At 30.7% G+C, this 13,239-nt stretch carries 9 protein-coding genes and 4 pseudogenes; 10 read left to right on the top strand and 3 right to left on the bottom strand.

Annotated elements, in window-relative coordinates; translation table 11 throughout:
* Positions 1-5 precede the first annotated feature (5 nt).
* From ACU8YW_RS27525 to ACU8YW_RS27545, 5 genes are all read left to right on the top strand, one after another.
* Entirely contained in the window at positions 6-2,021 is a 2,016-nt protein-coding gene (locus tag ACU8YW_RS27525; protein ID WP_097890061.1) for a class I tRNA ligase family protein, read from the top strand.
* A 67-nt stretch (positions 2,022-2,088) separates the two neighbouring features.
* Entirely contained in the window at positions 2,089-2,997 is a 909-nt protein-coding gene (locus ACU8YW_RS27530; protein ID WP_097890062.1) for a branched-chain amino acid ABC transporter substrate-binding protein, read from the top strand.
* A 10-nt stretch (positions 2,998-3,007) separates the two neighbouring features.
* Entirely contained in the window at positions 3,008-4,036 is a 1,029-nt protein-coding gene (locus ACU8YW_RS27535; RefSeq protein ID WP_446894145.1) for an NAD(P)/FAD-dependent oxidoreductase, read from the top strand.
* 14 nt (positions 4,037-4,050) lie between these two features.
* The gene (locus ACU8YW_RS27540; RefSeq protein ID WP_426934554.1) at positions 4,051-4,506 is read left to right on the top strand and encodes a GNAT family N-acetyltransferase; all 456 of its coding nucleotides are present in this window, start codon (positions 4,051-4,053) and stop codon (positions 4,504-4,506) included.
* 144 nt (positions 4,507-4,650) lie between these two features.
* Positions 4,651-5,868, top strand: a complete 1,218-nt coding sequence (locus ACU8YW_RS27545) for an MFS transporter (RefSeq protein WP_097890065.1) — start codon at positions 4,651-4,653, stop codon at positions 5,866-5,868.
* A gap of 418 nt (positions 5,869-6,286) precedes the next feature.
* Here ACU8YW_RS27545 and ACU8YW_RS27550 read toward each other — a convergent pair whose 3' ends face one another.
* The gene (locus ACU8YW_RS27550) at positions 6,287-6,616 is read right to left on the bottom strand and encodes an Lrp/AsnC family transcriptional regulator (protein ID WP_098230486.1); all 330 of its coding nucleotides are present in this window, start codon (positions 6,614-6,616) and stop codon (positions 6,287-6,289) included.
* A 2,449-nt stretch (positions 6,617-9,065) separates the two neighbouring features.
* Positions 9,066-9,463 (bottom strand): annotated as a pseudogene (locus ACU8YW_RS27555) (hypothetical protein); the annotation flags it as partial.
* Here ACU8YW_RS27555 and ACU8YW_RS27560 point away from each other — a divergent pair.
* From ACU8YW_RS27560 to ACU8YW_RS27575, 4 genes and pseudogenes are all read left to right on the top strand, one after another.
* Positions 9,453-11,108 (top strand): annotated as a pseudogene (locus ACU8YW_RS27560) (pre-toxin TG domain-containing protein); the annotation flags it as partial. The pseudogenes ACU8YW_RS27555 and ACU8YW_RS27560 overlap by 11 nt on opposite strands.
* Before the next feature lie 20 nt (positions 11,109-11,128).
* Positions 11,129-11,452 (top strand): hypothetical protein, encoded by a 324-nt coding sequence (locus tag ACU8YW_RS27565; RefSeq protein WP_088064965.1) that lies wholly within the window; start codon positions 11,129-11,131, stop codon positions 11,450-11,452.
* A gap of 88 nt (positions 11,453-11,540) precedes the next feature.
* Positions 11,541-11,762 (top strand): ribonuclease domain-containing protein, encoded by a 222-nt coding sequence (locus ACU8YW_RS27570; RefSeq protein ID WP_426934553.1) that lies wholly within the window; start codon positions 11,541-11,543, stop codon positions 11,760-11,762.
* Between the two features lie 20 nt (positions 11,763-11,782).
* Positions 11,783-12,058 (top strand): barstar family protein, encoded by a 276-nt coding sequence (locus ACU8YW_RS27575; protein ID WP_426934552.1) that lies wholly within the window; start codon positions 11,783-11,785, stop codon positions 12,056-12,058.
* A gap of 197 nt (positions 12,059-12,255) precedes the next feature.
* Here the strand turns inward: ACU8YW_RS27575 and ACU8YW_RS27580 are convergent.
* Positions 12,256-12,563 (bottom strand): annotated as a pseudogene (locus tag ACU8YW_RS27580) (hypothetical protein).
* A 399-nt stretch (positions 12,564-12,962) separates the two neighbouring features.
* Between ACU8YW_RS27580 and ACU8YW_RS27585 the strand changes: the two are divergent.
* A pseudogene (locus ACU8YW_RS27585) lies at positions 12,963-13,090 on the top strand (Holliday junction resolvase RecU); the annotation flags it as partial.
* Positions 13,091-13,239: the final 149 nt, after the last annotated feature.

Genomic DNA, 13,239 nt, shown 5'->3' on the forward strand with positions numbered 1-13,239 from the left:
TAAAGATGCATATTGAAAAGATAAATCCACAGATTTTTACAAATGAATATGATATTATGTGTCAACGATTATTTCCGCATTCTAATAAATTATATGATTCACCATTTGGTGCAATGTGGGGAATCATAGAACCTGGAGAAATTTCTAAAATTCATGGACATCATGAAGTTGAAACTTTTATTATCTTTAAGGGTGAAGGAATAGTTAAAGTGGGTAAAAAAGAAGAACCTGTTACGCAAGGGGACGCCATCTTTATTCCACCATTTGAAGAACATAGTTTGAAAAATACATCAGATGAGAATTTGATATTCTTCACCATATGGTGGGAAAATGCTTTTAGTAAAAAAAATAGCAAGAAGTTAGATTCAGGTAAAAAGAAATATTTAATAACGGCCACACCACCAACACCTAATGGTGATTTACATGTAGGGCACCTATCTGGTCCATATACAGGAGCTGACATTTTAACTAGATATTTAAAACTTAAAGGAAATGAAGTCTTTTATATGAGTGGGGCGGATGATCATCAAAGCTATGTGCCGTTTAAGGCGGGACAATTAGAAAAATCTCCTAGAGAAACGGCAGATCATTTTGCTAATGAAATTGAAAAAACATTAAGACTAGCAGAAATTAATCCGGATATTTTTGTAAAACCTCATTTTTCAACATTCCACATTGAGTTTGTCAAAGAGTTTTTTGAAAAACTGTGGAATGAAGGTAAATTAGTAGAAAAAGAAGTCGACATTCTATTCTGTAAGCAATGCGATAAGCACCTTTATGAAGCTTATGTGAGAGGTAATTGTCCACATTGTGATGAATTATCAGATGGCAACGCTTGTGAAAAATGTGGTAGACCTAATTTGTGTATAGATTTATTAAACCCAACTTGTAAATGTTGTGGTAGCGAACCAGAGAAATCTAAAATTAAACAACTATTTTTCCCATTAAGTAATTATAAAACACAATTAAAACAGTACTACAAAGAATTAAAAATAGGGCCACATCTAACGGCATTATGTGAGAGAATGCTAGATGAAGATTTTCCTGATATTCCTATTTCACATGTATCTGATTGGGGAATTCCAGTTCCGGTAGAAGGATATGAAAATCAAACTATATATGTATGGTTTGAAATGGCACCTGGATATTTATCTGCGACAAACGAATTAATTCAGGATAAAAACCTTTCGTATACGTTAAGGGATTTTTGGAATAATCAAGATACGACTATCATTAATTTCTTTGGATATGATAATGGCTATTTCCATTCAGTGCTTTTCCCAGCTATTTGGCTAGCATATAGTGAAGATATAACTCTTCCTAAAACAATGATAACAAATGAATTTTATCAACTAGAGGGTCTTAAGTTTTCAACAAGTAGGGGACATGCTGTATGGGGCAAAGAATTATTAGAAAATGCTTCACATGATGTTGTAAGGTATTATTTATCTTATAGTAGACCGGAAACAGTTGAAACAAACTTCACTATGGAAGAATTTAATCATATTGTAGATACGAACTTAAACCAAGAATGGGAATCATGGTTACATGATTTAAAATGCAAGTTAGAAGCTGAGTCTCCAAATGGTGCTCCAGAATTAGAGACACTATCAGGTAACTATTTAATGTATTATCAACATGTAAATCGAATTATGAATGAAATTATGAATGCATATGAACCAAATACATTTTCACCGCAAAAGGTAGTTAGATTATTAAATGAATTAGTCAGAATTGCTAAAAAATTCTCGGCAGGAGAAGAATTTTTAACGGTATTAAAGAATAATCAACAAAGAAGAAATACTGCTATTGCACTAGAATTATATACTGCAAAAATTTTAGCATTATTTTCTAGCCCAATCATGCCTACATTTGGTAAAATGCTATGGGGGGATTTGGGATTTAATGTTGACATGCAGTTGGATGAGGAAGTAAGCTTTTTGCCTGCTGGACAGAAAGTGGATCTTCAAGAGAATTATTTTTCAAAAACAAACGACAGTTTTTATCTTCAGAATATTTGATAATATGAGGGGGGTAGTACTTACCTCCTCATATTTCCTAATAAAAAATATATAGGGAGCTCAAATTATGAAAGAGAAAATAAAAATTGGAGTAGTAGGCCCTTTTTCAGGTCCTAGGTCTGTATACGGACAAATGTTAATTGAGGGTGTAAATCGTGCGAAGCTAAATTATGCTGGTAACATCGAATGGGTTTATCAAGATGATAAAGGAGATCCAAATACCATCAAAGATATTTCTAAAAAAATGATTGAATCAGGGGTTGTTGCTGTAATTGGACACTTTAATAGTGCATGTGCTTTAAAAGCAATACCGTTTTATTCCAAGGCGAAAATTCCATTCTTAGTTCCTGCATCGACTAATTTAGACGTTACGCTTAATAACGAGGAATTAGTATTTAGGTTTTGTTCTAATGATTTGGTACAAGCTGAAACTGTTATTAATTTTTTGAAAACTAAAGATATTCAAACGATTAAGGCAGTTTCTGATGAAACATTTTACGGGAAAAGCCTAGCAGATTTACTGTATCAAAGTGCAAATTCTTCATTTAAAGAAGTTACTAGAATTGAAGATTTTAATAGTGAAAATAATAAGCATAGCGATGCAATATTCTTTGCTGGGACACACTTTAACTCCGCAACTTATCTAAGGGAACTGAGGATGAGAGGGTATAAAGGAATTTTTATAGCTTCAGATGATTCTTATGTAGATGAATTTATAGAATTAGCCCAAGATTATTCTAACGATGCTTTTACCATAAAAGCAAAAGAGGATTATGTAGAAACATCATTTCTTGCAGCTTCGTATCTATTAGAATGTATTGAATCTAATGTAGAAAATTTAATTAATGAATTAGCAACAGGTAATTCTACAATTAAATTTTCAAGCAATGGAGATCGTTTAGGAGCTTCATGGATAATTGCACAAGTTATTGATAAATCTTTTGTTGAGGTGAATTATCATAAAACATTCAGCTGATGTAGTTATTATTGGCGGCGGCATTATTGGTGCAGCTATACAGTATTATTTAACCAAGCAAAATATTACAAATACAATTTTATTAGAGAAAAATTCCTTTAGTAGTGGATCAACAGGCCAATCCGGAGGTTTTATAAGGGTCTATCATAATGATCCTTATCTAACTGAAATAGCAAAAGAAGGAATAAATGATTTTTTTAGTATTAGTGAAGAGGTTAAATTTAAGCAGACTGGAATGTTATATGTTGAAAATGAAACACAACATATAAAAATGGAAAAGCAAATTGGAGAACTTAAAAAATCTGGACATAAAATTAGTATCCTTTCATCTGAAGTATTAAAGAAAGAATTTGAATTTATAAATTTGCCTAAAAACAGCTGTGTGGCTTACGAGGAACAAGCAGGGTACATTAGCCCATCGTTAGCCACGAATACATGGATTGAAACATCTAAAACTAAAGGTGCATTAGCTTGTGAAGGAATAGAAGTGAAAGGAATTTTAATGGATAATAACTGTGTTGTAGGTGTTAAAACCTCCTATGGGACTATACATTGTAAACATGTTGTTGTGGCAGCTGGAGCCTGGAGTGGAAATATATTAGATACTATAGGTATTAAAATTCCAGTAAGAAGTAAAATTATTCAAATTCATTTCTTTGATGGAATAGGACAAAAAGACCATCCAATTTTTATAGATGATAGTACTGGATTATATGGCAGACCTGATAATCTAGGTACTTCTCTAGTAGGATATCCAGTAGATAAGTATGATATTGATCCAGACAAAAAAATGTCAATTGACCCAAATGACTTAGAAAAAATGCTTCAAAATTCAAAAAGTAGATTGCTATATCTAAATAAAAACTTATTTATAGGTGGAAGAAGAAGCTTTGATGCATATACATCAGATAATCGAGGAATTATAGAACAATTTCCACAAGTAGAAGGTTTAATCGTTGCAACTGGCTGGAGTGGTGGTGGAGTAAAGTTGGCTCCTGGTATTGGTAAGAGAATAGCGAAAATGATTACTGGAGTATAGGGGGAGAAAAGACTATGAACAATCTCGAGAATATTGAAATTTTTGAAGCGACCTATGAAGATAGAGAGACTGTTATCAATTTAATTAGAATGTATATGGAATTCTATGAAAAGCCTGTGCGTGAAAAAAGTTCTTTAGATAAATTAGTAAATACTATAATAGAAAATAAAGATTTGGGATTATTCTATGTTTGTACGATTAATAAAGAGCCAATAGGATTTGCTACTTTATATACCACTTTCAGTACGTTAAGTATGGGAAGAGCATTGATTTTAAATGATTTATTTGTTATCCCTGATTATAGAAAATTGGGTATTGGGGATATGTTATTTAATACTTGTAAAAAGTACGTCCAAGACAATAATTATGCATATATGGAATGGGTTACCGCAAAAGATAATATAGTTGCCCAAAATTTCTATAAAAAACAAAAAGCAAATAAGAGTGATTGGATTGTTTACAGTATTTAAATAACAATCTAATAGTATTTAGGGCGGGTATAACAGAACATTTTCAATGTGCAATTTTGTTATGTATTTTCCAAATCCCTTTCTTTAAACAAGTTAAAACAAATTTAAGGTCAAACAACCGATATAAGAAAGAAGGAATGTATAATGCCAATTCAATTTATATTTATAGTACTATTGGCGCTGACTCTTTGTGGGGAAGGTATGTTAACAGTAACTCTAACCTGGACAATTTTGGATAAAGGGGGATCAGTTACTCATTTAGGAATTATATTAACATTAATGAGTTTGTTACCATTCTTTATGCAAAAATATTCGAAAAGTCTTAAGATGTGGTTAACAAAAAGTCCATTGTTAATTTTCTCTGGTGTCCGTTGCATCGGTATTATTCTGATTATAATAAGTCTTTTGAATAGTGATCATATTAATGTTTTTACTTTATATATTTTTGCAGGTGTTTTTTCTATTATTTTATTTTTATCTACGCAAAGCTTGGAAACTTATATGTCTCAAATGGTATTATCAGGAGAAATTCCAGCAGGAAAGGCTTCAAATATGTTACAAACTGCAATACAAATTGGAGCATTTGGTGGGAACGCAATAGCAGGCTTTATGATGAATGTAGGTGGATTTAATAATGTACTTTATGGTTTAGCATTCTCTTTAGGTATTGGGGTATTTTTACCTCTTCTAATGCCGCTATTAAAAAGTAAAGATGTTCAGCAAAATAAAAAACCTGTATCAAATCATATTGAAAAAATAAATCCAATAGATAATTCAAAAATATTATGGATTACAATTACTGGTATTGCTGTTTTAACAATACAACTTGCATCATTTAATTTTTTAGTACCAATTTTATTTCACGATGTATATCGTTGGGATCCTATGCAGTATGGATTTGTTAGTGCTGCAGCAGGTTTAGGGGCTTTATTAGCTACACTTGTTGGGAAATTTGAAAAATTTATTCCAAGGTCAATTTTTCTATTAATTGCTGTTTTTGATATTACTTTAGGATTAGTGCATTCCTGGTATTTAGCAATTGCCGTTTCATTTATGCTTGGTTTTGTTTTTAATCGTTCACGTATCAATCAAAGAACTGTCATGTTTGACTTTATTAAAACAAAAGAAGAAACGGTTATTTGGTCTAGTCGATCTACACTAGCATTCCAGTTTACCAAAGCCGCTTTACCTTTATCGTTAGCATTACCTATTCAATGGATTGGGATTATGAATGCAGGTCATCTTTTTGGAGTGATAGGTACGGTTGTTGCTGCTACTATGATGGTAATTTATCTTAACGAACTAAATCATAGAAAAAAAATAGAAGTTTTACAACAAGAAGTTGCTCCAAAATCATTTTAATAGCAGCGTATTAAATGAAAAGAATAGCTAATGAAGTAAATTTTATAACGTCGAAACAACGTATAAATAACTATGTAGAAATGATTACTGTATTATACAGTAATCATTTCTTTTAGTTCGCCTTTAATTATAATTAAAATAGTCAATATCATTTCCTAATTCCAATTCAAATAAGCAATTAAATTTCAACTACTCTATTAGTAGATTTCTCAAATGAAACAATATCCACATTAATTCTTTATATAGATATGAGAGTATTAGTTCCATTTTACTATGCATTTTGTGTAGTAATGTATTTATATTATGTTTTAGAGTTGTGAATTAAACTTAATTTATATTGTCAAAAAACTACACCCAAATTGTTAGGAGTGTAGTTTTTTGTTATGGTGTTTATTATTAGGAAAAGTCGCTTATAACCTTAATTATCTGTCAAATCATAATTAGTATTTGTTTTGAATATTATAAGATTAGATATTATTTGAGCTACAGAAATATAATTATCAACAAATTCTTCTAATTCTCTCAAATCAGTTATTATAATTTTAGCAATAAAGTCAGTCTTTCCTGTAACTCTATAACAAAATTCAATATTTGTTTCAAGCTGTATACAATCCATAAATTCCTGGAACTGTCCTTCTTTTACTTTTATTTCTAATATTGCTTGTAAAGAATTTGTAGTTGTTTCCTTATTGCTATTTTCCGTTCCAATCATGTTAGTGGATTTAGTTTGAATAACGGTATTTTTCATTTGATAAAAAATCCTTTCAAATTAGTTTCGAATAGAAAAAATATAACCTTTTTCCATTACAGGTGAAATGGTAAGTCGACGTAGGGTTTAGTATTATAAAGTTATTCAGATATGGATATGAAATATTATAGGATAAAAAATTTTAAAAGGAGGAATTTATATTATGAAAAAAACATCGGATGATCAAAAGTTATTGAGTATCTATTTTCAACAAATTGTAAAAGCAATTATACTCATGAAATAGTATAACATTCTATCATTCATTAAGAAGTATATTTTTGAAAAAATTTAATAGATTTTGGTAATTATAATAGTTTTCCAAACGCTAAAGAGCAATTATATAAAACTGAAAATATTGAGAAATAAGAAAAGTTAGTCACTTGATATTGGATTTATTACGCGAAATGTTATAATACATATATAAGCATTATTTAAAAAAGCAACTCGAACCCCAATCCGAGTTGCTTTTTTATTATCTGTTTAATTATAAAATAACAACTAATTGAGTTGTTATTTTATAATATGTGATTGTTTGAAAATTGAATTTTTATATGCAATATTGCATATAAAATCTTTTGTATAACATGTTATAATTTTGTTAGTAAATTATTCATCCATTAATTTACTGCTATTCATATCAACAGATATGAAAACCCTAAATTTATAAATAAAAAGAGAAGAACTATGGTGGGTTCTTCTCTTTTTATTTATAATTATTTATTACTTTTAAAAAAAGTATATAGAATCTCAGTCATTTTAAGTTTGCTAATAACCATTTTCAAGTATTAGAATATTTAGCGAGTTTGTATTCTAATCAAGTTTTTTTGTACAAGTAGCAGATATAAAAATTCAATTAAAATATGACATGCATAGTGAGAAATTTTTAAGTTGAAGTATGTGAGAATAATGATTATACCTATAGAATAGGTTTAGATGGAACAAATACATGATTTTTATTTATTTGTTGCAAATTTAATAGATCTTTAAAAATGAAGTTTATTTTTAAGGTATTGATTATTGTGATTCTGTAAAATTAGAAAAACTAATATGCCACTTATACGTGCATTTGATTAGCAGTCTTATTTGTTTTCCTACTATTCTCCACTTGTTTATGAATATTTGATAAAAGAAATTAAAGAATTAACAAGGCAATCATCGTAGCAGTTTAATTTTTTGCAGAAAAACGGACAAACATCCTATAGAAATGAGAAGAAAACAATCTTATTATCCTAGGGCATTGTGTAAAATTTTAATTTGTCCCACATTTGTGTATCTTAATTTTAATAATATATTATTAATTGTTTATATTCATATCTGGTATTTAAGACTTAGGGATTTGCTAGCTTATTAAGGCTATATCTGATTAAAGATTAGAATGAATTTGAAATAAATGGGGTGCTTGTGAAAATTCAGGTGTACAAAAACGAAACCTTTATTTCATAGCAAGTAGGAAGAATAAGCGTATAAGCATGCTCTTAAAAAAGCTAGATTTTTATGAGTGAAGTGTCTGTATAAAATAACATATGTCTATCTAGTTAAAAAATATTATCTTATTAGTGAGAAAATTAAGAAGGACCTGATGTATTAAATCAGGTCCTTAAATTAAAGCACTTGAAAACAAACTGTCACCATTATAATAACAATAAAGGGAATTTAATTCAATATGTTAAATGTTGAGAAATAAACGATAATAATTCCATTTTATCGTAAATAAAAGAGTACTTACTTCTCATAAGTATTGCCACAATAGGTAAAGTGATCATACCAGCAATAATTAGACGCCTGTGAATCTGCATCACTATTTAAATTTTTACCAGAGAGCAATTTATTTAATTGGAAGAAAAAAAGAAGGGCCTATTTGACTCCTTCCTTTTTCTCATACATACATAACGCTTGTTGACAACTTATGAAATAATAGCATTCATCGCTATTAAAATATAACACTAAAAGTAATTAAATAGATATGTAATTATGCATTCATCGTGCTATTTCATGAATGGGAACAAAACTATTTATCTCTTTCGGGTTGGGAAATAAATAGACTCAGGTATACTTAAGGTAAAAACACCTGATTATTGATTGCTGGTTAAACCATATTTCTACATATCTGAAACAAATTATTTCACTGGATTGCATGTTAAAGAGGGGCAGGGCTTTATGAAATGTAGATTGTTCCTTAGTTTCTTGCTCGTGATTTTACTAGTAGGATGCATCGGAAAAGAATTCACGTTATATACGATTCCAAAAGGGGGATTAGTCAGTGCCCCCAAAGACACGCTCCGTTTACGGTTTCCTATCCTACTAAATTATCATTCTAAGTAGATTCCTTCTCTTTCAAACAATTCCATTTAATAAAGTTAATTCCGCCATACGTATCGCGTGGCATGGTAAAGGGGAGCATATATATGGATGCAATCATTGAAAAAATCAGGAAAAAATAATTGTGTTCTTAGTGAGATGTAACATAGTACCAATTTTTTTATTTTCATTATATCTCTAAAGATACTATTAAAATCGTCTTCATTTGGTTTTACATCATTGGGCGAGTAAATAAATCCAGAAAAGTTGTCTATTAGGCCACGATAAGTATAGAAGAAAACTGAAGCATTTTTCTTCCCATAGTGGACAATTACATCTCCTCCCCCCCTTTGATGTAGCTTTAAATTTTGGAGGCAAATGAATTTGGTTATTATCATAGGATACATTAGGGATTAAGTTTTTATGTTCTATAAGTTCTATAACTTGTTTTCGATCGTCTTTGTAAATTAAAAAATCTAATTATATATATATATTTGTAAAGGGGGTATATATCCAAATAATTATTATGATTAATTGAATAATTAAAGGGTGGGTTACATTAGAATCCCTTGTTAAAAAAGTATATCCAGAGCCAGACTTAAGAAAAGCATTACGTGCAAAAAGTGTCAATAAGGGTGAAGTAATAGAGGTAACTGGGAAAGTTGGCTCTTGGTATGAAGTGAATTATCAAGGAGAAAAAGGATATGTACGTATTCATGATGCCATTATTTTTGATCAGGAGGCCAAAAGTTCACTTACTTTGCTTGATGGAAAAGTAAAAATATTTGAAGGTGTATTAGATTATTTAAAAAGTGACGAACCAGTCATAAATAACACGATTAAAATTTTAGAAGAAGAAGAACAGCGTTGGTTAGATGATGCAGAGACCTGGGAAAGTATTTCTAGTAACATAAACAATGCAAAGCAAGATGCACAGTATAAAATGCAATTGATGAAAGAATCACATGATAAATTGCAAGAACTAGTAAATGCAATGAAAGGTGACATTAAAAATTTAACGGTCACTCAAAGAAAAGAGCTATTTAAACTGCTTGGAAATACGGGAAAAGATGCTCTGGCGTATGGAAAAGAGTGGATGGGGTTTAGTGCTGATGTATATGTATCTATCCTGCAATATTATACATCCCTATATCAAAGCTACGCTTGGTATTACCAAACATTAGATGTGGTTGCAATAAAAGCAATTGAAACACAAAATGAGATTAATAAAGGACTTCGTCAAATCGAGGAAAATCATCGTAAGTTAGCTGAAGGGCTTTCTGGTGTTGTTAAAGATTTAGGACCAGTTGTAGATAGTTCTATTCGCCTAAAACATTCTGTAGATATAGCGAAACCTGCTATGGAGGAACTTGTACAAGTAACACGAAAAAACGCCCCAATCATTGCGCAAGATTTACAAGCATTGGATGCCAAAGTCCCAGGATTCTACACAGATTTCAATATGGGAATAGATCTTGCAAATATCTTTATGGACTCGGCTAATAAAATAGCAAGTCATAAAATTGATATTCCTGCGGCTGCCATCAATGTTGGAAATATTGACTTGAGTAATGCACTACGCGATTTAGGTGGCGATCCATCTAGGTTATATGATCGGAAGAATGATGGAGATTTATCATTCGTGTTAGGTATGACGCCTATAATTGGTACAGGAAAAGAAATTGGACAACTCATCAAAGGTGAAGACTTAGTAACAGGTCAAAAATACGGTCCAGAAGATTATGCGTGGGGTACACTGGCTGCCGTATCTGGTGGTACAACACGAGTTGTTGGTAAAGTTGTTGGAAAGATTGGTGACCTAGAAAAGAAAGCGAAAAATCTTGAAAAAGCAACACAAGGTACTTCAGGTATCGGATGGAGTATGCCAAGAGGTGGAGGGGTCATCAATGGTCGTAAATATTCTGAGCATGCTTTAGAAAGAATGGCTCCCGATACAATCCAAGTACGCGCTGAATTAGAGGCGCGCGCGAAAAGTAGAGGGCTTGTACCTGGTACACAGAAATTTAAAGAATTTGTGGATCCTAGAGGTATTACACCTTCTGTAGTAGAGGATATAATCAAAAATGGGACAAAAAAAGCTGGAAATAAACCTGATTCATGGGAATATACTGGACGTGACGCTAGAGTCATTACTAATGGTAAAGGTGATGTAGTAACCGTTGTCCCTTATTAAGGATAAAAGGAGCCATCGCGATGGGAATTATTTATGATGAATTGGAATTATTAGAGATTTTCTGCAATGAACCTAAGGTTATAGATGCTGATGCAAGTATATATAGTTACAAATCGACAGATACGTTAGGATATACCTTGGAATTATTTATATCTGTTTATGAAAACTATGTAAGCCTTGAATTGACGCATGAGAACTTAAAATCACTTATTTACGATATTGTAGTGGTTAATGTAAATAAAATAAAAGCTTGGGAAAATACTTTGAAAGTTTACGATGAAAGTGAAAAACAACTATTACAAGTTGCTTTTAAACCAAATTTTTCATTACAGACTAAGTTTTAAAATAATAAAAAGGGTCATTTTCTTGATCCTTTTTATTTTATGTTTAAGACCTAGAACACCTTACATACCCTGAACATGATATAAAAAAGTGAGGCATAACCAAACTCCTTCTAACTCATTCGTCTGCATATTAAGTTATATTTACCGTAATAATGAAGTTTTATTACCAAGTGCTCCAAATAGGACTTGGTATGAAGCGAATATAAATTATATATCAGGCTATCGAGGAAATGATAGAATTATTTATTCCAGTGATGGATTATTGTATAAAACTTCTGATCATTATAAAACGTTTACAGAAGTAAAATAGGAAATAGAGGGATTAAATTTATGGAAATAGTAAAATTGGATGGAAGAAAATTCACTAGTAAAGAAGTATTGCACCAAACATTAAAAAAACAATTAGATTTCCCTAGTTTTTATGGGGAAAATGCAGATGCTTTGTGGGACTGTTTAACTGGATTTATAGGTCTTCCTATAACAATAGAATGGGAATTTTTCGAGAGTACTCAAGAAATGTTAGGACCTTATGCGGATTTAATTTTAAAAATATTTCAGGATGCACAAAATGAAATGCCAGGTAATTTCTATATTGTTGTAAAATAATTTAAAGAGCCTTAGGTAAACATAAAAACCGTGAAAATATTTAATTTCTACGGGTTTTATTTTATCAATTAGATTTTCTTTCATAGTGGCCCCTCATACCTCGAAGCTGCTCGGTTCTCCAAGGGGGAACAAGGAGAAAATCTAATGTCATATATAGTATTGACGGAATATTTAGTTTTATTAGTAAGGAATGACGTTTAACTCAATGCATAGCCAATGATCAAAGTTAGTGTTAAAAACACTGATAATAAAAGTGTTAGTAGAACTGTCGCTATGCTTCTAAGCATAGCAACCCAATTATCTATTTTAGAAAATCCTTTCATACCAGCAAAAAAAGTTCCTATTGTTAAAACTAGTAAAAAAATAAAGGATGAATAGGTTGCGAATTCATAATAAATAATTTCGTTTCAGATGAGGCTATCGAACCAATTTCAAGATATAAGAGGAATAAACCAATGCAAATAAAAGAAAAAATAAAGGACCATAGATTAATGTTATGTTTCATTGCTTTCTCCTATGTAATTAAAATATTTACATTTGATTTTACTGGAAAATTAAAGAAAAAGATAGCGATTATAAATTGAAATGAATTTTTTAACAAAATAATCCTTTTACGAAGAAAGGGCAAAGAGTAACTCTTACCTTACTCTTCCGCTATATAATACACAAAACAAGTATAGATGTACAGAACAAGAAATTCCAGTATGATTATTTTAATATATAAAATTAACTTGTTATAACAGAAATAAACATCAGGAATTAAATTACAAATGTTGGTTTATTAATGAATTTCAATGATAGGATCGAAAGTGATAAATAATAAAGTAATATTATAATAATAAAATATGAAATATTGCATATTATATTGAAGTAGAAATTTACAAGTAGGAAGCGAGGAATAACAATGGGACTAGGAAACCGTGGGATGGGATGGTATTTGAAATGCTTATCAATTTAGCAAACGAAATGTATCAAAGAGGGGGCGTGACGCTTCTCGACAAGTGTCCGACTCCTGTGAAGGTGTTATTTTCGAATTTCCCCAAAAAAGTACGCTATTCTATGCAAATGACGTCCTAGATGAAAACACCGCATATCATTTTAAGAAAAGGTATTTAGAAAACGAAAAATCAACTCATCCGGCTGACGCGCCATTTCCCCTGTACAAGGATTCTCCCACCACA

The organism is Bacillus pretiosus, from assembly GCF_052947655.1.